The sequence below is a fragment of the Streptomyces sp. NPDC059454 genome (assembly GCF_042749965.1).
Taxonomy (GTDB): Bacteria; Actinomycetota; Actinomycetes; order Streptomycetales; family Streptomycetaceae; genus Streptomyces.
Genome location: NZ_JBHYVC010000011.1, coordinates 14679 through 36483 on the forward strand (window position 1 = coordinate 14679; position 21805 = coordinate 36483).

Annotated in this window: 18 protein-coding genes and 6 pseudogenes; 15 read left to right on the forward strand and 9 right to left on the reverse strand. The window is 67.9% G+C overall.

What is annotated here, in order from left to right; translation table 11 throughout:
* Window positions 1–746: 746 nt before the first annotated feature.
* A pseudogene (locus ACFXAE_RS10530) lies at window positions 747–1289 on the reverse strand (ATP-binding protein); the annotation flags it as partial.
* 168 nt (window positions 1290–1457) lie between these two features.
* On the opposite strand from ACFXAE_RS10530, the pseudogene ACFXAE_RS10535 reads away from it, so the two are divergent.
* From ACFXAE_RS10535 to ACFXAE_RS10555, 5 genes and pseudogenes are all read left to right on the forward strand, one after another.
* Window positions 1458–1754, forward strand: a pseudogene (locus ACFXAE_RS10535) (transposase); the annotation flags it as partial.
* A 514-nt stretch (window positions 1755–2268) separates the two neighbouring features.
* A complete protein-coding gene (locus ACFXAE_RS10540; protein ID WP_384711126.1) occupies window positions 2269–4380 on the forward strand; it encodes a nitrate- and nitrite sensing domain-containing protein in 2112 nt (703 codons plus the stop codon).
* Window positions 4377–4778, forward strand: a complete 402-nt coding sequence (locus ACFXAE_RS10545) for a roadblock/LC7 domain-containing protein (protein ID WP_030826382.1) — start codon at window positions 4377–4379, stop codon at window positions 4776–4778. Before ACFXAE_RS10540 ends, ACFXAE_RS10545 begins: the two co-directional genes overlap by 4 nt.
* Window positions 4778–5149 (forward strand): DUF742 domain-containing protein, encoded by a 372-nt coding sequence (locus ACFXAE_RS10550; RefSeq protein WP_384711129.1) that lies wholly within the window; start codon window positions 4778–4780, stop codon window positions 5147–5149. The genes ACFXAE_RS10545 and ACFXAE_RS10550 overlap by 1 nt, the downstream gene beginning before the upstream one ends.
* Window positions 5136–5726 carry an ATP/GTP-binding protein gene (locus tag ACFXAE_RS10555; RefSeq protein WP_384711132.1) on the forward strand — a complete coding sequence of 197 codons (591 nt, stop codon included), beginning with the start codon at window positions 5136–5138 and terminating at the stop codon, window positions 5724–5726. The genes ACFXAE_RS10550 and ACFXAE_RS10555 overlap by 14 nt, the downstream gene beginning before the upstream one ends.
* 378 nt (window positions 5727–6104) lie before the next feature.
* Here the strand turns inward: ACFXAE_RS10555 and ACFXAE_RS10560 are convergent, their stop codons facing one another.
* Both ACFXAE_RS10560 and ACFXAE_RS10565 read right to left on the reverse strand, forming a co-directional pair.
* Window positions 6105–6500: a transposase gene (locus ACFXAE_RS10560; protein WP_384711135.1), complete on the reverse strand. Its 396-nt coding sequence runs from the start codon at window positions 6498–6500 to the stop codon at window positions 6105–6107.
* Between the two features lie 57 nt (window positions 6501–6557).
* Window positions 6558–6710 (reverse strand): hypothetical protein, encoded by a 153-nt coding sequence (locus ACFXAE_RS10565; RefSeq protein WP_384711137.1) that lies wholly within the window; start codon window positions 6708–6710, stop codon window positions 6558–6560.
* 718 nt (window positions 6711–7428) lie between these two features.
* On the opposite strand from ACFXAE_RS10565, the pseudogene ACFXAE_RS10570 reads away from it, so the two are divergent.
* Together ACFXAE_RS10570 and ACFXAE_RS10575 are read left to right on the forward strand one after the other, a co-directional pair.
* Window positions 7429–7614 (forward strand): annotated as a pseudogene (locus ACFXAE_RS10570) (transposase); the annotation flags it as partial.
* A pseudogene (locus tag ACFXAE_RS10575) lies at window positions 7610–7984 on the forward strand (chloramphenicol phosphotransferase); the annotation flags it as partial. The pseudogenes ACFXAE_RS10570 and ACFXAE_RS10575, both read left to right, overlap by 5 nt.
* Before the next feature lie 6 nt (window positions 7985–7990).
* Here the strand turns inward: ACFXAE_RS10575 and ACFXAE_RS10580 are convergent.
* From ACFXAE_RS10580 to ACFXAE_RS10605, 6 genes and pseudogenes are all read right to left on the reverse strand, one after another.
* Window positions 7991–8821 carry a helix-turn-helix domain-containing protein gene (locus ACFXAE_RS10580; protein WP_384711140.1) on the reverse strand — a complete coding sequence of 277 codons (831 nt, stop codon included), beginning with the start codon at window positions 8819–8821 and terminating at the stop codon, window positions 7991–7993.
* A 137-nt stretch (window positions 8822–8958) separates the two neighbouring features.
* Window positions 8959–9706: pseudogene (locus ACFXAE_RS10585) on the reverse strand (transposase family protein).
* Between the two features lie 219 nt (window positions 9707–9925).
* Entirely contained in the window at window positions 9926–10297 is a 372-nt protein-coding gene (locus ACFXAE_RS10590; RefSeq protein WP_384711143.1) for a transposase family protein, read from the reverse strand.
* Window positions 10275–10808, reverse strand: a complete 534-nt coding sequence (locus ACFXAE_RS10595; protein WP_384711145.1) for a hypothetical protein — start codon at window positions 10806–10808, stop codon at window positions 10275–10277. Before ACFXAE_RS10595 ends, ACFXAE_RS10590 begins: the two co-directional genes overlap by 23 nt.
* Before the next feature lie 401 nt (window positions 10809–11209).
* A complete protein-coding gene (locus ACFXAE_RS10600; RefSeq protein ID WP_384711148.1) occupies window positions 11210–11950 on the reverse strand; it encodes an ISAs1 family transposase in 741 nt (246 codons plus the stop codon).
* Between the two features lie 49 nt (window positions 11951–11999).
* Window positions 12000–12173, reverse strand: a pseudogene (locus tag ACFXAE_RS10605) (transposase family protein); the annotation flags it as partial.
* Between the two features lie 716 nt (window positions 12174–12889).
* Between ACFXAE_RS10605 and ACFXAE_RS10610 the strand changes: the two are divergent.
* From ACFXAE_RS10610 to ACFXAE_RS10645, 8 genes are all read left to right on the forward strand, one after another.
* On the forward strand, window positions 12890–13414 hold the full coding sequence (locus ACFXAE_RS10610) for a VOC family protein (protein ID WP_384711151.1): 525 nt from the start codon (window positions 12890–12892) through the stop codon (window positions 13412–13414).
* Window positions 13411–15534 (forward strand): D-glycero-beta-D-manno-heptose 1-phosphate adenylyltransferase, encoded by a 2124-nt coding sequence (rfaE2, locus tag ACFXAE_RS10615; RefSeq protein WP_384711153.1) that lies wholly within the window; start codon window positions 13411–13413, stop codon window positions 15532–15534. The genes ACFXAE_RS10610 and rfaE2 overlap by 4 nt, the downstream gene beginning before the upstream one ends.
* Before the next feature lie 79 nt (window positions 15535–15613).
* Window positions 15614–16579, forward strand: coding sequence for an NAD-dependent epimerase/dehydratase family protein (locus ACFXAE_RS10620; protein ID WP_384711156.1), 966 nt, complete (start codon window positions 15614–15616; stop codon window positions 16577–16579).
* A 62-nt stretch (window positions 16580–16641) separates the two neighbouring features.
* Window positions 16642–17208, forward strand: coding sequence for a GNAT family N-acetyltransferase (locus ACFXAE_RS10625; RefSeq protein ID WP_384711159.1), 567 nt, complete (start codon window positions 16642–16644; stop codon window positions 17206–17208).
* Window positions 17209–17355: 147 nt separating this feature from the next.
* A complete protein-coding gene (locus ACFXAE_RS10630; RefSeq protein WP_384711162.1) occupies window positions 17356–18369 on the forward strand; it encodes a glycosyltransferase family 9 protein in 1014 nt (337 codons plus the stop codon).
* On the forward strand, window positions 18366–19448 hold the full coding sequence (locus ACFXAE_RS10635) for a GNAT family N-acetyltransferase (RefSeq protein ID WP_384711165.1): 1083 nt from the start codon (window positions 18366–18368) through the stop codon (window positions 19446–19448). The genes ACFXAE_RS10630 and ACFXAE_RS10635 overlap by 4 nt, the downstream gene beginning before the upstream one ends.
* 32 nt (window positions 19449–19480) lie before the next feature.
* Window positions 19481–20728 (forward strand): DegT/DnrJ/EryC1/StrS family aminotransferase, encoded by a 1248-nt coding sequence (locus ACFXAE_RS10640; RefSeq protein ID WP_384711168.1) that lies wholly within the window; start codon window positions 19481–19483, stop codon window positions 20726–20728.
* Window positions 20729–20798: 70 nt separating this feature from the next.
* Window positions 20799–21794 carry a GNAT family N-acetyltransferase gene (locus ACFXAE_RS10645; RefSeq protein ID WP_384711171.1) on the forward strand — a complete coding sequence of 332 codons (996 nt, stop codon included), beginning with the start codon at window positions 20799–20801 and terminating at the stop codon, window positions 21792–21794.
* Window positions 21795–21805 lie beyond the last annotated feature (11 nt).

Here is a 21805-nt window from a genome sequence, read left to right on the forward strand (position 1 = left end):
GGGCATGGTCGGCGGACCGGGTCGCGAACGCGTCGAGCAGCAGCGCCTCGGCCGGGCCAGGCCGTCGAGTGCCACGACGTCGAAGTTCGGCAGGACCCTGACCGGGCCTGCGCCCTGGCATCGGGTGCCGGACCCGGCCCGGTAAGCACCAGCGGCCGGGCGAAGGCCCCGACCGCCTCGCCTCCGTAGAAGTCACCGCCGGTGAGGATCTCGCCCAGCGCGGGCTGCGCACCGGACTCCTGCACCGCCTGCACGGCACCGACGCACCCACCACGGTCCCCGGGCGCCGCTCCGCCGCCCAACTCCTGGACGCCGCCCACACACGGCGCACCGCCGGCAGCGCGCCGAACACGAACGGACCACCGCCCGCGCCCAGCGCCTGACCGCCCTCGCGGGCGAGGCCGAATCAGCCCGGCAGAGGATCGAGGCGCACATCGCCGCCAAGAAGACCAGCGCCTACGACCAGGCCGTCTCCCTCCTCAGCGCATCCACGCCGGACTCCCACGGGGCTCTGTCGTTGGCCTCTTCTGCAAGCCTCCGGTGGACGGGGCACAGCACGACCTCGACCGCGCGGTCGCCGGCGACCTCAACGAGCGCCGACGCCCCGGCCGACTGTCCATCGGTACCGGCTCGCCGTGGCCGTCGTGAACCGGCTGCGGCTGACACGCAGCGACGCGCCACTGCTGTGCACGGGCACTCCCACTGCGCCGCTGGGCCCGCCGGTGACATCACCACAGGACTGGGAGCTACCCGACTCCGTGGAGAGTCGCCAGGTCGGCCAGGAGCAGATCGTCGCGGCCGGCCGCGGACTCGATCAGGTCCGGGGAGAAGCCGTGCAGGGAGAACAGGGCCAGGGTGGTGCACGTGGTGTCGTGACCCTGGTCGGTGAGCAGGGTACGGATGCGTTCCAGCAGGTCTCCAGTGCCGCGGCGGGCGGCGGTGGCCTTGGCCTCGCCGAGGAGGGCGATCCGGGCGCGGGGGGCCTGCGGACGCTCGTCCAGGGCCAGGGCGATGACGTCGACCTCGTGCTTGGTGCGGGTTGCCGGGTCGGCCACTTCGGTGGTGCCGACCGGGCCGGGCAGGCCGCCGGGAAGCAGGGTGTGGGCATAGCGGCGAGTGAAGGTGCGGGCGAGGTCCTCGAAGTGGGGGCCGGGGATCTTGAAGTTGAAGGTCGGCGCGGCGGCCTGCCACGCTTCTTCGGCGAAGCCCTGTTCGACGGTGGATGCCTGCGGCAGGGTGATCAGCTGGTTGAAGCGGATGACGGGGTCGGCCAGCGTGATGACGGGATGACTGCCCGACCTGGTACACGTCAGCGAGTACGCGTACGACGCGGCCCACTGCTTCCGTGAACCCAGCACTCCCGGACCAGGGGTCCGGGTCGCCGCGGACCACGTAGCCCCGACCTTCCACGGCCGCGCCGGCCGGGCCGCCACCGGCACGACCGCCCGGGCCGACCGCGCGGCTACGACAGCACCAAGTTCCGTGTATGGATAGCCCAGCCGGGGTTCACGGCCGAGATCGCCCGCAAGGGCGTGTCGGCCCCGATCCAGGCCGGCAAGCGCTGGGTGACCGAGCGCACCCACTCGTGGATGAACGACTACCGCAAGCTCCGGCGCTGCACCGAGAGGAGCGGCGAGGCCGCGGACTTCCACCTCCGCCTCGCCGCCGCTCTCGTCACGCTCCGCATGTTCATCCGACGATCGACGAGCCGCTACCGCTCGGATGGTCGGCCCACCACCCGACACCTCAAGTGACCCATTCGCCGGTCGGCCCAAGACGTGCGGCCGGGAGAGCGGGGCGCCCTGTCTGCACGAGCACGCCTGCGCCCAGGCGTCAGGTGAACGCCAATGCCCGATGCCCGATGCTTTGTCGCCTTTACCACACGTAACCAACGGAAGCCATCTCTCCGTTTCTCCGGTGTGGCTGGTTATGATCGGTACATCACGTCGCGTCAAAGCCGAACCGGACTTCCCCCAGTCCTGAAACCAGGACTGCGTCTGGTCTCGGCGGTCGGGCCGTCCCCCCTGGTTCCCCGCTCTCCGAGGACTGATGTCTCCCATAGAACCCGAAGGCACACGAGGGCAGCCGGCGACTCGTCGGCGGCGTACTCTGCGCCTGCGTACGCTGCTCATTTGGCTGGCCATCGTCCCTATTCTGGCGATGAGCGCCCAAGTGGCCATGACCGCACAGCCGCTGGTACACCAGTCAAAGCAACTACGCGCTGATGTGGCAGTCGCTGAGCAGACCGATGCACCCCTGACCAGGCTGATGGTCGAACTGCAGGCCGAGCGGGCGATGACCGCCACACGGTGGGCGAGCGGCTCCGTGTCCGGGAAGGAGCTGCGCGAGCAGCGCGCGGCCACGGACCGGGCCGCGGACGAGTTCCGCCGGGCGTCGGACGGAGCTCTGGCGGCGACCGGGCGCGAGGACGATCATTACGTCGCGGAGCTGAAGCACAGCCTCGCGGATCTGGCCGCGTTCCGCGAGCGCGCGGACGCCCGCAGCGGGGACGCGGATCGGACGATCGGCTACTACTCCGACCTCGTCGACCGCATCATCCGGGTGTACCAGAACGAGTTCAGCCATGCGGAGGACGCCGAGCTCATCCAGGAGAGCGGCCTGGTCGTCACGGTGTTCACGGTGTCCGAGATGGTGGCACGCGAGACCACCATCCTCGCCATGGCCGGGCCGTCCAGGCGTCTGAGCCCTTCCGGGTTCGCCGAATTCGTCAACTCCGTCGGATCCCAGCGGTACCAGTACGACGAGTGGGTCGCGCCGTATCTGACGGCCGAGGACAAAGCGGCCTACGACCAGGTCTTCGCCTCGGACGGCTGGAAGACGAAGGTCCGTCTCGAGGACGTGGTCATCTCCGACCACCGGAACACCGCGTCCGGCATCGAGCTGCCCGAGGAAGCTGACGCCTGGCAGGCCGCGTATGACGAGTTCGCGCCGCGCCTTGCCGCGCTCAACGCGAAACAGGGGCGAGCCCTGCTCGTGCACGCCGACGCCAAGGCCACGCAGTTGGAGAACGAGGTCGTCTGGCTGATCGTCGGAAACGGCGCAGCCGTCATCGCCGTCGCGGCCGTCATCGTGCTCACCACGCGCTCCGTGCTCCGCCGCCTGCGCGGTCTGCACGAACGTACGGTGGCCATTGCCGAGGACACGCTGCCGGATGTCGTTGCCCGGCTCCAGCGCGGGCAGCCCGTCGACGACGACGCGCTGCCCGCGGTGAGCGGAGACCGGGACGAGGTCGGACGTATCAGCGACGCGTTCGCCCGGGTCGTCTCCGTATCCGTCGACGGGCATGCGCGGCTCGCGGCCGAGCGTCAGGGTTTCGGTATGTTCGCCGCGGGCATCGCCTCGCGCACCGGAAACCTGGTCAGCCGCCAGTTGGCCCTCACCGACGAACTGCAGGACGCCTTCGGGCACGACGAGGAGCTTCTCGCCCGGTTGATGCGATCCGACCAGTTGACGGTGGGTATGCGGCGGCAGATCGAGAACCTGCTCATCCTGGCAGGTGGGGAGATCCCCGATCCGCACACCGAGCCCATGCGCGTCGCCGACCTGCTGCGCGAAGCCGCGGCGGAAGTCGAGGACTTCCGGCGGATCGAGCGCCAGGCCCTGGACGAGATCAGCGTGGCACCGCGGGTGATCAGCGAGATCAGCCACCTCCTGGCAGAACTCCTGGACAACGCCACCCGGTTCTCCCCGCCGCAATCGAAGGTGATCATCCGTGCCGAACTGGTGACGGACGGACTGTTGGTCGACATCGAGGACCGCGGGCCTCGGGTGACGGCCGCAACCTACGAGGAGATGAACGGGCGTCTGCACTCGGCCCCGCCGTATTCCGTCCTGGCGGAGAACGCGCACCGGCTCGGACTCTTCGTGGTCGGCCACATCGCCGAACAGCTCGGGGCCACAGTGACGCTGCGCCGCTCGGTGTACGGGGGGACGTCGGCCGTGGTGATCCTCCCCAAGGAACTCCTTGTGCCGACCGAACCGGTCCGGGCGGGAAAGGAAGCGCCGCGCGCGGCGGCGATGCCCGCCCCGGCACCGGGCCCGTTCGACGAACGCAAGCCCGAGCTGGTCCTGCACGCGAGGACCAGGCCGGCCGGCCGCAGGACGCCGGAGCGCTTGCCCGAGCGGCCGGTGAAGAGCAAGCCGTCGGTTCCTTCCCCGACACGGAACGGTGACGCGAAGCCGGCCCTCCCCGAGCGGATCCCACAGGCTCACATCGCCGAGCAGCTCCGCGCGCCGCACGCACCGGATACCGGCGTCCACCAGGATGCGGCGACACCCGAAGAAGTGGCCGACGCCTGGGCGGACTACGAACACGGGACTCAGACAGTGGAAGAAGAACTCCGACAGGATCAGCCATGACGACAACGAACGACATGATCTACAGCGTCCTGGACAACAACCTGAGCAGGATCGCCGGCATCCAGGGAGCCGTGCTCCTGTCCAACGACGGGATCAAGCTCAGCTCGTACGAGCTGGAACGGGACCAGGCGGAGCGCATAGCCGCCGCGTCCTCCGGCATCGCTTCCACGATGAAGGCGATATCCAGGGAGGTCGACGGCGGCCGGGTGATCCGCCAGCTGGTCGAGATGGACGACTGCTATCTCTGCATCGTCGGGTGCGGGGAGGGCAGCACGCTCATCGTGGTGACCTCCCGCAAGGCGCGGCTGGGGGAGCTGGGCGGTGAAGCCGTGCGCACCGCCCAGGCGCTCGGTGAGTGGCTGAGCACGCCTGATCGCGGCCAGGCGCAGCCGTCGTAATGGCGGACGAGCCCAGGCCGGGAGAGGGAGGCCACCGCCGGACGCGGCTGTACGCGCTGACCGATGGACGTACGGCGGCTGCACACACCGCCCTCACCATGGACACCACGATCACGGCGGTGGCCGTCGCGGACGGCCACGGCGGCCTGCCCAGCGAGTGGCAGGCCATCCTCGCGATGTGCTCGCCTCCGGGCGGCCTGGCGGTCGCCGAGATCGCTGCGCGCATGCACATCCGCCTCACTCCCATGACGCTTCTTCTCGGCGAACTCGCGGACCGGGGGCTGATCGAGCATCGGCCACCCCTGGAAGGGGCCGAGACCACCAACGTCCACCTGCTCATGAGAATTAGGGACAACCTTGCCTCTATATGACGCCCCTGCCCATGAAGCGGACCCCGTCAAAATCCTCATCGCTGGGGGATTCGGCGTCGGCAAGACGACCCTGATCGAGACGGTCTCCGAGATCGAGCCGTTGCGCACCGAGGAGCGGCTGACGAGCGCGGGCGTCGGCGTCGACGACCTCGACGGCATCGAGTCCAAGGCGGTGACCACCGTCGCGATGGACTTCGGCCGCATCACCCTCACCGACGCACAGGTCGTGCTCTACCTGTTCGGCACACCTGGCCAGGAGCGCTTCTGGTTCATGTGGGACGACCTGCTGAACGGGGCACTCGGGGCGATTGTCCTTGTCGACACACGACGCCTCGACCGCAGTTTCCCGGCCGTCGACTTCTTCGAGAACCGAGGGGTTCCGTTCCTGGTCGCCGCGAACTGTTTCCACGGCGAACAGCTCTACACCGCCGAGGAGATCAGGGCGGCGCTGCATCTGCGTGACCCGAACACACCCATCCACTTGCTCGATGCCCGCCTCCGTGACGACGCGCGCGGTGCGCTGCTCTCGCTTCTGGACATGCTCATCGCCAAAGCCGGGGGCGCGGCGACCGGCTGACTTCGGCCTGCCACGTGGTGGCGTGGAGGTTCACGACCGCGACCGTGGACCCGGTCCAGGCCGCCGCCGCGTCGGCCGTCGAGGAGAACGTGCCGTCGTCCGGTGGGTCGGCTGGTACAGCACCGATGCGCACGTCCGTGGCGCCGAGGTCCTAGGCGTCAGAAAGCCGCAGGTCAGAGCCCCTTTGCAGTAGGCTCCAGAATCGCCACGCACTCCACGTGGTGCGTCATCGAAAAGGTGTCGACCTGGACAAGTCACGAAAAAGACCAGGTCAGAGGCGATGTATCCGCTCGCTGTCCCGCGTGCGGAGGCCCAGAACGTCAAACGAGCGTCACGACCGACAATCCATCCCCCGAGGCTGCTATATCGCGCGTCAAGCTACTTGGGGGAGATCTTCAAAGGGCTCTTGTCGTTCCGGTCGGAGCGTTCGAGGATCTTGAAGAGCTGTCGACAGATAGCGCGTTTGAGACAGCGTTGTGCGTCGCGAGAGGTCTTGCCTTCGGCCACTCGACGGGCGACGTAGGCCTTCGTGGCAGGATCCAGGCGCATCCGGATCAACGTGATGGTGTGCAGGGCCCGATTGAGCTGGCGGTCACCGCTGCGGTTGATCCGGTGCCGGTTGGTCAGGCCGGAGGAGGCCGGGGTCGGCGAGACGCCGGCGAAGGAGGTGAAGGCCGCTTCAGATCGGAATCGGCCCGTGTGGGACCAGCTGACCAGAACTTGAGCCGCGGTGATGGGACCGACACCGAGCAGGTCGAGGAGTTCGGGCGCCAACTGCCGTACGAGGCCCAGGATCTCGTTCTCCAGTGCCTTGGCCTCGGCCTGCAGGGCCTAGATGCGCTGGGCGGTGCACCGCAGCGCTCGTGCGGTCATGCGGTGTTCGATGTCGTGGGCCGTGCGGTCGCGCAGTTGGGCGCAACGCGTGACCTGGACCAAGCGCTCAAGTTTCCGCAGCTCGGCGCGGAGGTCGTCAGGTGCGGACACGATCAGGGCCTTGAGCTGGTTGATCGCGGCGGTGGAGGCGAGGACCGCGCCGTGGCGGGTGGCGAGCAGGCGGCGATAGCCGCGGGCGCTGTCCGGGGCATCGGTGCTGGCCAGGACCGCACCGATGGGGCTGACGGCGGCGCCCAGCGAGGGTGTCGCGGTGGGTGTCGACGCCGATGACGCCGTCGACTTGTTCTGCGAGCATGGTCACGCGGTTGTTCTCCTTCGGGCTCTGGACGGCCGTGGTCGGCGTCGGCCTGGGTGGAGTCACCGCGTGGCAGAACTGTGATGAGTCACGTCGAGATGGCGGACAAGCTGCTGATCAAGCCAACGGGGTGGGCCAGGCCGACGCCGATGTCCGGCAGACATCTCGGGGGGCACGGCAAGCTGCAACGAGCCGCCAATTACCTTGTGGGTCATGCCGGAACGTCGACGCCGAGCCTGGCAGCAGCCCAACCCTGGCCGCAGCTCGACTATCACAGTTACCTTCTTCGTGGCTCCGCAATGGGGCCTCCGGCCTTCGGGTCCGGCATGACTTCCCCCTTGTTGTCGATGATCCGGGGGATGGTGTCACCGGGTCCGGAGGCATCGACGGACCGCTGATGAGGGGCTTGAGCACCGGCTTCACCCGAGCCGGAAGAGCTCTCCGTAACGTTGATGTGGCAGCTCGGTACCCTGGCAAGGCCGGACGAAAGCGTGATGGAGGGGCCTGCACGTGATCGTCGCCGGCGACACCGGCGACATCGACGTCTTCCTCGGCCTGGACGTCGGCAAGAGCGAGCACCACGCCACCGCCGTCACCCCGGCCGGCAAGACGGCCTTCGCCAAGCGCCTGCCCAACACCGAACCCAAACTCCGCGAGCTGTTCGCCAAGCTGAAGGCCAAGCACGGAACGGTACTCGTCCGCGGCCATGGCCGAGGCGGGCAACGACATCGTGGTCGACCATGTGCTGAGCGAGCCGTGGCGGCTGCTCGACTGCCTGACGGTGCTGCGGCCCGAGGACGTGCTGTTCGTCGGCGTCCACTGCCCGCTGGACGAGTTGGCCCGCCGCGAGCCGGCCCGGGGCGACCGCCCGCAGGGCCTCGCGGCGCGCCAGTACGACCTGGTCCACGGCCACGACAACTACGACCTGGAGTGCGACACCAGCGCGGCAAGTCCACTCAAATGCACACATCAGGTCAAGGTTTTCCTCCCGCGTCACCCCGGCCCCACCGCCTTTACCCGCCTCCGCAGACGCTACCTGACGGGCGGCCGGGAATCCCTCACAGTGTGAACGCGCCTACTCGGCCGTGCTGGTCTTCTCGTGGCTGGCACCTGGGCGCCGAGCCCGATCCGTAAGGGCAAGAGCCTGCGCCTGAGGATCCACATCTACGGCTGGAGTACCAAGTTCGAAGTTCCGCCGCCGATACTGGAGTGGTGAGCAGCCCAGGTGCTTCCTGAAGACGCGTGCGAAACTCTCCGGGTTGAGGAAGCCGCAGCGGATTCCTATCTGAGATATGAGTTCGTCGCTTGTAATGAGGAGATGGCATGCGGCCTCGATCCGCAACCCGGTCAAGTATTGCATGGGCGTTTTTCCCGTGGCCGCGGTGAACTGACGTATGAAGTAGTAGCGGCTGAGTAAGGCTTCCTTGGCCATGTCTTCGAGCGTGATGCGCTCCGACAGGTTCTTACGCATGTAATCGGTCACCAGGATTAGTTGTTCCGGCTTGAGGCCTGAAGTGTTCGACTGTGATCCGTGGTGTGAGTGGAGCAGGTGGGCGGTCAGGTAATGTGCTGCTCTCAGTGCGTAACCCTCGCCTATCTTCGCTTCCTGGGCGCGTAATAAGTCGTAGGCCATGGGTGCGACCACAGGATCGGAGACCCGCGGATTCTCCAAGGACGACAGGTCGTCGACGGCGACTTCTGGATGTTCGTCTGCATAATCCCGGAAGTGCTGTGGGGGCAGGGCGATGAACGCCACTTCGAATTTCTGCTCCCCTGACGGCGGCCGCCACAGTCGCATCGCGCTCCGGTTGACGAGGCGAGAGGTGTCTCCGACGGCGAGTGCGGTCCGACGCCAGCCCGAACCGTCCGGATATTCAACATGACATAACCCTAACAGTGGCGTCACGATAGTGAACCAATTTTGGGGTGGCTGATATGTCACGCGTCCCTGATCTGGGATGAATCGCCTCTTGATTGTCAGATACCTCCAGGTCGGGGCACCGTAAGGTCCGGCCATAATCTGTTTTCCTTCCGTGAGCGTTTTCAGCGCTGACGCTCCAGGCTGAGGACCGCTGCGGTGATTGACGACAGGCGGTTCGGGCTGCATCGGGCTCTGCGGAAGATCCGCCAGGACTTCAGCCTTGCGACTCCCCGTTCGACCGGTGCTCGGGCCGCTGACAGTGCCCGGTTCGTCGTGCGCTGGGTGGGTGTGAGTTCTCGGCGGGGCGGGCGTCTGAGGGGTGTGGTTGCCCAGGGGCCGGCTCCGATGCAGGCGCGGTCGGCGAGGATGGGGACGCCCTGGCGTTCGCAGATCCGGATGATCCGGTGGGTACGGGCCGCGGTGAGGTCGTGGGTGCGGCCGGGCAGCGCGGGCGAGATCCACAGCAGTCTGCCCGCGGGATCGGTCAGAACCCGCACGTTCACGCCGTGGCGGCGGTGTTCGTAGGAGTAGTCGGTGCGGCTGTCGCCGCCCCGGTCGCACTCGGCGAGCGTGCCGTCGAGCAGGACGTGCTCGGGGCCGGTCTCCCGCAGCACCCGCAGCAGTCCGGGCGCCCGTTCGGACAGGTGATTGATGACGGCGGTGACGTAGGTGTGGGCGGTGCCAAGAGATCCCGAAGCCGGCCGCGATCTGAGGCTGGATGTCGTGCCGACGCAGGTACACCAGGCCGACCGGGGCGCGCTGGTGCGGCGGGAGCTTGCAGCGGCGGCCACCCTCGCGGGTGACGATGAGCATGGTGACCCACTCGACCAGGGCGTGAGGCAGGTCGAGTGCGGCAGGATAGACAACCAACAAGGCTCCCGCGCCGGTGGGTTGAGACGTAGACCATCTCCCTCGACGGCACGGGCGCCTCGTGCGTTGCGGGGGCCGATCCCATCACCCGATCGGTGGCCACGCTGAAAGATCTCAGTCTCCGGCCGGACATGACGACCGGATGAGCAAGGCAGATGCCTCAGCGGCAGCGGCCTCGATGGAGTGGCAAGGGATGACAGTGAGCCTTTTCCATCTTGATCAGGCGGCGAGTTCGAGGGTGACGACGGCTCGGACGGCGGCTGTGATCCGGGGGGTGCTGCAGCGGAGCTTCCGTAGGGGCCGCCAAGACTTGAGGATCGCCATGGCGCGTTCACCGAGGCTGCGGAGCTTCGCGTGGTCCCGGTTGTGACGCCGGCGCCAGCCGCGCAGGTGCTTGCCACGGATTGGGACACGGATCGCAGGGCCGGCGCCCTGATACGCCTTGTCGGCCCAGCACTTGATGTCCTCCGTGGCGAGGGCGGCGGGAATGCAGTGGGCCCGCGCCGCGGTCAGGTCGTGTGTGGCTCCCGGCAGTGCGTCCGAGACCCAGACCAGGCGTCCGGCGGGATCAGCGAGGACCTGCACGTTCATCCCGTGGTGCTTCTTCACAGCGGACACAGTTCCATGGGCCGGTGCCGGGCCGGTCCATGGAACTGGTGTGCCAAGGAATGATCAGCCGGTCGAAGGTGACCGTGAGCGTTTGGCTGTTCCCGTTTCCGCTGTTCACCACCTTCGTGATCTGCGGGTGATTGAACTGGAAACGCTTAACGCTGGCTCCCTGAAAGTCGCGCACGTCGACGGTGAGGTAGGCCGGCCGGAACCGGCTGGGGTCCTTCAGCCATGTGTCGACGATGGTTTGGGCGCCGGTGCGCCGGGGGAACGTGACTTCGTGCTCAGTGAGGCCGCCGACCTCCTCCAGATATTCAGTGGGGGCGCCCGCCACACCGAGAAGGAAGTTGCGGGTGACGATCGGTGGCTTCAAGTCTTCGGTGATCGCCTGGTGAGCCGAGGTGCGCGGTGATGTGCTCGCTGATGCGGTCGCGGTCGAACAGATGCCCAGGAGACCGGCGGACAGTGCTCCTGCGGCGATCAGAGTGGTCACGCGCCGAACACGGTTGCGCTGATACCTCATCAAAACCTCACGATCGTGACGGTGCCTTCGCACTCCGAAGCTACGGATCCGGCGGCCCGGAATCGTCACCCGGCAGTGGACACTTTTCGGTAGCTCGTACGGGGGACGGGCCCAAGGCTTCGGTGTAGTCGGCCTCGTCCGTTTTGATCATGTGAGGCCGAGAAGAGTGAGGGCGCGGGTTTGGTCCCGGGCTGCCCGTCGGAGGCCGGCGGCGATGTTGCGGATGCCGGCGAGGCGGAAGGCTCCGATCGCGAAGTTTCTGCAGGTGGCCATCGCTCGGGGTGCGTTTCCGGTCCGTAGTTGGGAGGCGTCCTCGGCGAAGGCGACGTCCCTGACGTGGTGCAGGGCCTCGACGATCCGGTGTCCTCGGATCAGTCGGGCGAGCAGGGCCGGCCTGCCCGGTGGTGAGGCTGGTGACCGCGTAGACGGTCTTGAGGCTGATCTTCCTGGTCTTGCGGTGGACGCGGTGGCGGACGATCTGGACGGCCTGGCGGGCGCCGGGCAAGAGCAGGTTGTTGACCGGGCAGACCTTCAGTCGGCGGAACTCCTGGCGGTCGTGACCGGTCGTGACCGGTCGCACGGGTCCTGTCCTGCAGGGGGATCTGCGTCCGGGGAAGGGACTTGAGCTGCTCGCGGAGCTTCTTCGTGCTGCGCTTGGCGATCACGATGTAGTGGGCCTGCCGGTCGAGGAGACAGGCGGCGTGGTCGTACTGGGTGTGCATCGCGTCGCTGGCGACGACTGTGTCGGCCAGGTCCTCGAGGGTGTCGGGCAGAGGCTGGAAGCGGGTGATCTCGTTGGTCTTCTCACCGACGTCCGTCTGGGCCAGGACCAGTGCGTTCACGTGGTCGCAAGCGGCCAGGAGGTGGATCTTCCGTCCCTTCGCGCGGGCCGCACCCCGCAGCGGCTTCCCGTCGGCCGCGAGCCCTCGCAGCCCTTGATCTCTGCCCTGCCGGTCCGCGAGCCAGGCTCCGACCGCGCGGTCCAGGGCGTCCGCGTCGGTTCTGGCGAGCAGTCGCCGGATCGTGGGTTCCGCGAGCCATGACCGTTTCGGTACCAGCGGGTCGACGGCCGTACCGAGCCGTTCGAGCAGGGCCGGCGGTGCGTCGGCCACCCACTTCACCCACCGCGAGCAGGGATCGCGCTCCGGCGAGGACCGCGCAGGCCGTCAGCGCCAGGAGCGTCACGAGCGGATGCCGTACTCCCCGTGGATCCCGCGGGTCCGGGACCTGCGCGAGGCGTTCCAGCAGATCCGGAAGCTCGCTCCCGGACCCTTCCAGATACGGTCTTGGCTGTTCAAAGACAGGAGAGACCAGAGATGACACGTCGGCAGGCACGGGCGGTCCAAGGTCACAGAGCGTAGAGAACTCCGTGATCGCGGACGTCCGTGCCTGCTCTGTATCGGACCCTGTCCCACACGACGAGACGTCAGCAACCGGACGTCAGCCGACTACGCCGAATCCCTGCCGGACCACCTCACATGATCATTCGCAATATTGGCCATGGACTGCGCAAGTCCGGTCAAGCGCTCGCCAGTTGATTCCATAGAGTTGCTCTTGAGCACGGACAATGGGTTGACCCTCGCATAACGAGGAGAGGGGGATTCGACGGTCATGGCCGCCGCGTTTCGCAGAGAATCCTGAGTCGTCCGTCGGCCGTACTGGGACGGCTCGTCCCGAGCGCGCCGACAAGCCGCATGCGGGCAGCGAGCCTTTTCCAACCTGACTGACGTCGACCGTCGGGCACCATGCGGAGTGACTGACGGCCGGCCTGTCGCATGGTGGGATCGCTGGTCAACGGCCTGGCACAGCTACGGCCCAGGTCGAGTTCCAGCCCTCTGACCAGCGTAGATGCCAGGTCGAAAAGGGCTCAGTATCTAATTCCGTCTCTTCCGCCGGGTGCGAGCGCGGTCGGCCCCGGCCTGCGAATTTTGACCCCTCCGGGGAGGTTGTCGCAGCACTATTACATTCTTTTGACGCCGCACGGCAAGCGGCACTTTGCAGACTTTTGTCCGTCCGCCACAGTCAGCTCGTAACCAGATGGTGAGGGTGTCTTGGAGTCCGAGGAACTGGCATCCCTGAAATCGGATGTTCCCTTATCGCGTGAAGGAACCCCGTCATTCCTGAAGGAGGACCGCATCATGGGCAGTGAATCGCTGGAGCGTGTGTACCCGGCCGCCTCGGTCACGGCCTTCGATCACGTCAGACTGGACGTCGCCGACATCGACGTCGCCGAACGTTTCTATGCCGAAGCGCTCGGCCTGTCCAGCGTCGTGCGCTACGAGCTGTCCGATCGCGTCATCCTGCAGATGGCGCCGGGCGGCAGACCGGCAGGCGTAGAACTGTGGCAGGAGCGAGACCTGGTTCCGCGCCCCCACCCCACCCACCATGTCGCGTTTCGTGTCGCTGATGTTCCGGCGCTGGTGGAGCACATTCGCGCGCTCGGCTACCAAGTGGTCACCGAGCCATACCGGATAGAGAAGGAGACGGTGGCGCTCGTCGCCGACCCCGATCGCCACACTATCGAGCTCAACGATTTCCTGGGGCGCCCGACAGCAACAGTAGGAGCACCGGTATGACGGCCGACACCTTGATCGCTACGGATTATGTGAAGCAGCTCGCCAGGGCACTGCCCGAGCTCGACCTCCGAAGGGTGGAGGGCTGGGGCGCACAGCTGGCCGAGCTGGGCAGCGACGGCCGACGTCTGCTGGTGGTCGGCAACGGCGGGTCCGCAGCGCAGGCCCAGCACCTGACGGCTGAGCTTGTAGGCCGGTTCCAGATGGAACGCCCACCCATATCGGCGTTGTCGCTGCATGCCGAGACCTCTTCGGTCACCGCGATCAGCAACGACTACGGCTATGAGGAGGTCTTTGCCCGGCAGGTCCGGGCACACGCCGGTCCGGGCGACATCGTCCTGCTCATGTCCGGCTCCGGCCGCAGTCCGAACCTGTTACGGGCCGTGGAGGCCGCGCGTGAGGTTGGCGCGGTGACCTGGGCGCTGACGGGACCGGCACCCAACCCGCTGGCCACGCTGGTGGACGAAGCGGTGACCGTGACGGCGGAAGCCCTGTCCACGGTGCAGGAGTGCCATCTCGTGGCGATCCATTTGATGTGTGCCGCGATGGACGCCGTTGTCGCCGCCGGGGTCGATACCACCAAGGCCGGGGCCTCCAGGACCGATGCCGCCGAGGACACCGCCGGTTCGGCTCCGGCCGTGCAGCCTTCGTCCGATCCGTCACCGGAGCCGGTGGGAGAAGGCGAACCGACCACGGCACACGAAGACCGCACACACCTCGTGGTGGTCGGCGACGCGTTCCTCGACCGCGACCACGTCGGCCGCGTGGAGCGGGTCGCGTCCGACGAGCCCGCCCTGGTCGTGACCGGAGGCATCACGCACTTGCGCCCCGGCGGTGCCGCTCTCGCCGCCGTCCTGAGCGCCCGGCAGGGTTACCCGGTCACCCTCGTGACCGCGCTGGGCCAGGACACGGTCGGCGACCAGCTGCGCGCGCTGCTGGACGAAGCACGAGTCGAGGTGATCGACCTCGGACTGGACGGCTCGACCGCGGTGAAGACACGGATCCGTGCCGTCGGGCGCACCCTGATGATGCTGGACGAGCACAACGTCTGCCCGCCGGTCGGGAGGGAGGGCGACACGGCACTCGCCGAGGCGCGGCGCGTGCTGATGGCGGCCGACGGCGTCCTGGTGTCCGACTACGGTCGAGGCGTCGCCGCACACGCCGGCATGCGTGCCGTCCTGACCGAGGCCGCCCGGCGAGCCCCCTTGGTCTGGGACCCGCATCCCCGCGGTGCGGTGCCGGTCGCCCATACCGCGGTCGTGACGCCGAACAGCCGGGAGGCCCGGCTGATCGCCTCACGTGCGGGCGACACGTTGTCCGACGACATCGAGGCGGCGCGTCTGGTCGGTCGCGAGTGGGGGCCGGTCCAGGTGGCGCTCACCCGGCACGAACACGGCGCTGTCCTGCTCGCCGACGCGGACCTTCCGCCGCTGGTCATACCCACGACGGCCGCCCCGGGAGGGGAGGCCGACCCCTGTGGTGCCGGCGACTTCTTCGCCGGTCACCTCACCACCATGCTGGCCCGCGGCCGACTTCCCAGCGCGGCGGTGGCATCGGCGGTGGAAGCGGCCTCGGCGTACGTCGCGGCGGGTGGTCCCAGGTCACTGGACCGGCTGCACGGCGACGGCTCACCGACAACGGGGCGCCCCGGCGCCGGGCCGATAGCGACCAAGCGAGGAGCGATCGAGCTCGCCAACGCGGTTCGTGCCAGGGGCGGAACCGTGGTCGCGGCGGGCGGTTGCTTCGACCTGCTGCACGCAGGGCACGTCCAGCTCCTCGAACAGGCGCGCCGGCTGGGTGACTGCCTGATCGTCTGCCTGAACAGCGATGACTCGCTGTCCCGGTTGAAAGGCCCGTCCCGCCCCATCGTGCCGGCGGAACAACGCGCTCTCGTACTCGAAGCACTCGCTTCCGTGGACGCTGTCCAGGTGTTCGACGAGGACACCCCGGAAGAGGTCATACGCGCGCTGCAACCCGAGATCTGGGTCAAGGGTGGCGATTACTCGGGGATGGAACTCCCCGAGGACAAGCTGGTCAGTTCCCTGGGCGGACGAACCGTGCTCGTCCCCTTCGTCGACGGCTGGTCGACATCGTCGCTGATCGAATCGGCACGGATGCTGTGATGACGACACCCCCTCCCCTTCGCTTCCCCACGGCTTCTCAGCGACCGGCCGCACGGCCCGGACCGCAGAGGTGGCAGGCATGAGTCGGCAGAGCGTGCTCGTGACCGGTGCGGCCGGATTCGTCGGACGGCACGTGGCACGGGTCTTCCTGGGCTCCGGGTACCGGGTGACCACGGTGGACCTCTCCGAGCCGCCACCTGATCTGTGCAGGGAAACGACCGTCAACGTCGGGTCGTTCGACGACCCGGCGATCCTCGGCGCGGTGGAGGCCGGCCAGTTCACGGCGGTGGTACACCTCGCCGCGATCAGCAGCACCGTCGAGGACGACTGGCAGGCGCTGGAACGGACGAATGTCACCGGGCCGGCGGAGCTGGCGGAGCGCTGTGCGCGCGGCGGCACGCGTTTCGTGTACGCGTCCTCGTCGAGTGTCTACGGTGAGATCGCCGAGCGGCGGCCGCTGCCGGAGAACGCCCTGGGGTCCTCCGCCTGCTCCGGCCCGCTGAATGCCTACGCCCGGTCGAAGGCCACGTTCGACGCACACATGGCCACGCGGTACCCGGCCGATGGCGAACCGGGATGGGCGGGACTGCGGTTCACCAATGTCTTCGGCACCGGCGAACAGCACAAGAAGTCGATGGCCTCCATCATCGGCCAGCTGCTCCTCGCAACCGCGCGGCAGGAAACGCTCAAGGTCTTCGCCGACACCCTGGAGGCGAGCCGCGACTACATTCCCGTCGCCGCGGTCGCCCGGACCTGCGTGCTCATGGCTGGGCACGACGCGCCCTCCGGCGTCTACAACCTCGGATCGGGCCACGCGGTCAGCTTCGCCGAACTGCTCCGCTGGTGTTCGGAATTCGCGGAGACACCGCTGAACGTGCAACTGATCGCGAATCCTCACGTCGGCCGGTACCAGTACTGGACCTGCGCTGACATGTCCGCCCTGGAGACGGCACTTCCCACGCTGCCCCGTCCGGGCCCGGACGATCTGCGGAGCGCTGCCCATGAGCTGTATCTGAATTTCAAGAAGACGAACGGCTGCATCTGAAAGCGCGTCCGCCGGGACACCAGAAAGCGGATCGATGCGATTACTACAGGGATGGACATCACGTGAGTCTTGACATGGTCGTGGTGGGCAAGGATCAACTGGACATGCTCATGCCTCTGATCCTCGAGCAGCAGTACGACGCGGGAAAGGAGGTCGACCTGGCCAGCACCCGTACCTTCTTCGAGGGAATCGTCGGCCAGGAGACGAGCTTTCAGGTCATGGCGGTCGAAAAAGGTGCGGCTGTGGGTCTGGTGATGATCGATCCCATTCCCAATCTTCAGTTCGCCGACAACGTGGCCTATGTGCACGACGTTTATGTGACCGAGTCTCTCCGCGGCGTCCGGGGCATCGGAGCGATGCTGGTGGCGGCGGCGTTCGTGGAGTCCATGCGGCGCGGCTACGAGTTCGCCGAGGGGGAGACCTCGCCGGACAACCGTGCCGCGCGGAACCTCTACGGCCGTATGTCGAAGAAATTGGGGATCGGCTGCAAGGAGGTGGACTCGGTGCGTCTCCTCGTGGATCTCCGTCCCGGTATCCAGCGAGCGCGCACCGAGCCCGGCTACCTGGACCAACTCGCCACACCGCGGCTCATCAGCCGCCTGGGTGAGCGACCGGGAGCCGATGGCTGACGCGTCTTTCTCAGCGTGCCGGCGGGGCTCGGCCGATGTCGGCCGCGACGCGGGCCGAGTCATCGAAATCCGCGCGCACGGGCCGGGCGGGCCTGCCATCCGCCAGCCCACGGACGCCTACCCAGAAGGGCAAGTATGCGTACGGCAATGGTCGTCATCAATGAAGGCGTGGGCAACGGAATCATTGCGGCGCCACTTCTGGCGGCGTTGGAGCGGTGTCATCCGGATTGGCGCTACTTCATGGCGCCGAATATCGCACTCGACACCGAATGGGTGCGTTCGGCGGTCGGAATGCAGGGTCCATCGGGGTCGTTCCCGGCACTGTGGCGACGGTTCCTACCGGCCGATCGGGAGGAGCTGTGGAACTTCATCGACCGCAGCGGTGTGGACCTGGTCGTCAACCTCAGAATGGAGTTCGCCGAAGAGGACGGTAACTACTTCGGGTTCCGGGCGGAGGCGACGAAAAGGGGAATCGAGTGCTGGGATCTGCACGAACTGGGCGAGCGGCCGCAGCGGTTGCCCTTCGCTGAGCAGGCCTCGAGTCTCCTGCGCGCACACGATGTCCCCGTCGGCCTGGACCGCCCGGCCTGGCTGGCCGATCGACGGCAACCACGTCCGGACGTGGTCGGCTGTTACGTCGGTGCCAGCGCAGCGGTCAAACGCTGGCCGACGGATGACTGGTCGACTCTGATCGCGCAACTGGCCGACCGAGGGCTGAGCGTCGAGGTCGCGGTCGGCCGGGACGCGGAGGAGCAGGTACTGGTACGGCGGCTGTCCTCGGCGCCGGGCGTCACCGACACGGTGTCCCTGCAGTCGCTGGAGGCCCTCCGTGACTGGATCGCCGGGCTGGACGTGCTGGTCAGCAACGACACCCTCGCCGTCCATCTGGCGGCCGCCCTGGGGTGCCCGGTGGTCACGCTGCACCTGGCGACCGACGGTGCCATCTGGTCACCGGTGGCGGCCCCCGAGGTCTCGCGGACAGTGCAGAGCGCCGTCGCGCTGTCCTGTTCCTTCATGAAGCCGAACGGCACCTGTCGGCTCTACTACACGGGCTGCCCGGCTCCCTGCGCGGCCGGCGTGCGCCCACCTGACGTTCTCATCGAATTGGACCAACTGGAGTGGAGTATGCGGAAGATCAATCACCAGGGCGTGGCCGAATGACCCGTCGGCGCGCGATCGCGGTACTCGGTGGCCGGCCGGGCAACGCGGGTGCGGACACACTCCGGCTGGCCGAGATGATCGGCAAGGAGCTCGCCCTGCGCGGCTACGGGCTGGTGAGCGGCGGCGAGGGCGGAGTGGCGGCCGCGGCCAACAAGGGCTGCCAGTCGGCCGGTGGCGACACACTCGCGCTGCTGAAGTGGAACCGTCTGGCCGATGCCGAGGAAGGCACCACCTGGGCTCTGCCCACATCGATGGACCTGGCCAGGAGCAACATCCTCAACTGGTGCGGCGACGGCATGATCGCCTTCGAGGGCCGCTACGGCACACTCACCGAGATCGGTCTCGCCCTGGACACGGGACGCCCGCTGCTGGTCCTGGGCAACCAGCCCTTCCTGACCGCCGAGGCGTTCGAGGCGCCCACGTGCCGTGTCGTACCGGACCCGAGGCCGGAGGATGCCGCCGAGCTGGTCGACCTGCTGGAGAAGTTGATCGAGGCCGGCGAGCAGGCATCGGTGCGGCCCGGTGCCGCCGTGGTCGAGGACGACCTTGCCGACGAGAGCGGTATCGGGTTGCGCCGTGCGATACCCGAGGACATCGAGCTGTTCCGCCGGACGTTCGCCGACCCCACAGTGCGGGCGTGGCGAGAACTGGAACCGGGCGACGGGGCCCTCAGCCGCTTCCAGCACGAACGCTGCCTGGTGATGCTCGAGCGGAATCGTCCCGTCGGCTTCCTGGAGTACCGCACGGAGGCCGATCCGGGCTCCAACCACATCCAGGTCGAGGCACTGGCGGTGTCCGACGCGGCCGACCGGGGCCGGAAGATCGGAACACGGGCGTTGAGGCTGTTCGCCGGTTCGGTCCTCGCCGCCGGCCGGCACCGCATCACCGCGGCGCCCAACGCCGACAACAGGGCCGCCCTGCGGTGCCTGGAGAAGGCGGGCTTCCGGAAGGTCGGCGTGATGAGGGCGTATGAACGCCACGGCGGTTCCTGGCGGGACGCGCTGCTGATGGATCTCGTGCCGAGCGATCTGGCCGACGCGGTGTCCGGGCCACCGCGCACCGCAGCCGGGCGCGGATAACAGGACAGAGTCAGACGAAAGGAGTGACCGTCATGGCAGGACCAGGAGTTTCCCGTATCGGCCCCGAGGAGGAGGCCGAGGTGCTGAGCGTCGTGCGTGAGCGCGAGCTGAGCCGGTACCGCTTCGACGACCACGAGGGGTCCGCGCTCCCGTCGAAGGTCTCGCAGTTCGAGAAGGAGTTCCGCACCCTGACCGGTGCGCACCACTGCCTGGGCATGAACAGCTGCACCAGTGCTCTGTACGCCGGGCTGCTCGCCGCGGGCATCGGTCCGGGCGACGAGGTGATCGTGCCGGGCTACACCTTCATCGCCTCGATCGCCGCAATCGCGCACACGGGGGCCGAGCCGGTGCTCGCCGAGATCGACGAGAGCCTGTTGCTCGATCCCGCGGACGTGGCCGCGAAGATCACCCCGCGCACAAAAGCGGTGATGGCCGTGCACATGCTCGGGGCTCCTTGTGACCTCGACGCCCTGGAGGCCCTCACGCGGGAGCACGGGCTGCTGCTCGTCGAGGACTGCGCGCAGGCCGGCGGCGGCACGTACCGCGGCCGGCATCTGGGAACGGTCGGTGGTTTCGGCGCGTTCAGCCTCAATGTCTTCAAGACCTTCACGGCGGGCGACGGCGGCGTGCTGCTCACCGACGATGACGATCTGTACGAGACGGCGTTCGCCCTCCACGATCACGGCGCGGCACCGTTACGGATGGGCGTCACCGACGGGCCGCCCCTGTTCGGTTTGAATCTGCGGATGCACGAACTCACCGGAGCGTTCGCACTCGCCCAGGTGCGAAAGCTGCCGGACATCCTGCGGACGTTGCGAGCCAACCGGGACAAGCTCGCGGACGCGATCGGCAACCTGCCCGGAGCGACGCCGCGCCGGCTGAACGACCCGGACGGCGACTGCGCCACCGTGCTCGCGTACACGTTCGCGTCCGCGGCCATGGCCGAGGAGGTGGCAGCCCGACTCGGCACGATCACCCTGAGCCGGTCCGGCAAACACAACTACGCCAACATGCCCCAGCTGCGCCCGGATCTCCTGGCCCCCACGGAGTTCAGGAAGCGCAGGCCAGATCAGGCCGTCCTGCGACGGTCGTACCCGCCGGGCAGCCTGCCGCACACGGACGACCTGCTCAGCCGCAGCATCGCGTTGAGCGTCGGGGTGGTCGACTCCTACCTCGGCAGCGGGGTGGGCATCGACGTGACTGCCGAGGATGACGCGATCGAAGCAGCGGCGCTGCTGTTCAGGTCCACGGTGCAGGACGTGGTCAAGGACGCGTCATGAACGCGGGACGGGGTCCCCGCACCGCGACAGCGGCGGCCCAGCAGGCGCCGCGGCGAAAGAGGCGCACCGGATGAACGTCATCGCGTTCGAGTACGGTGCGCGGGCGGCAACGGATTTCCTGGACACGCACCAACTCTCGGCGCGGACGCCGTTCCAGACGAACGGTTGGTGGCGGGCATGGGTACGTGAGGCCGCCGGCGCCGAGGGTGCCACCCCGGTGCTGGTCCACGTGACGCGGCCCGGCAGGCCCACCCCGGTGGTCGGCCTGCAACTGCACCAGGACGACGGCACGGCGTTGCTGCGCCCGTTGTCCTGGCCGTGGGCCGACTACCACGAGGTCGCGTACGTGGGTGACGTGTCGTCCACCGGGCCCGGTTCCGACATCGGCGGGCTGGCGGAGGCGATCGACCGGTGCCAACAGGAGTTCGGCGCGAAGCTGGAACTGAGCGACCTGATCACCGACGGACCGCTGCTGCGCGCAGTGTCCGAGCTGGGCGTGGCGCCCCAGCCGTCGAACGTGGTCTTCTGGCTCGACCTGACCGACCCCGACATCGTCCGGCGTGTCAGCGAACGACGGGACATGCGGCGAAAGCTCCGCCGGATCGAGCGACTCGGCACGTTGAGGCTCACCTGCGCGGACACCCCGGAGCGGGTTGCCGCCCGCCTCCCGGCCTTCATCGACCTGCACACCCGGCAGTGGCGTGACCGGCCCGACGCAGTCGCTCCGTTCGACGGCGGCGTGGTCGACCGAACGTTCGCGGCTGTCGCGTCCGAGCCGTCCAGCGGCGCGCGGCTGCACGAGTTGTGGCTGGACGAAACCCTGCTCGCCGGATGGTTCGGCTTCTGTCACGACCGTACCTATTACGCCTACCGTACAGCCTACGACTTGGCTCACGGCCGCGATTCCCCAGGTCATCTGCTGACCGCCGCGATGGTCACCGAACTGGCAGCCCAAGGGACGGACACCTTCGATCTGATGCGCGGCGCCTACGCGTACAAGCTCGAACTGCCCAGCAGCCGCGCGCCCACCGTGACGGCGAGCCGGGAGCAGCCGAGCCCGGTGTGAACCCGTCACCG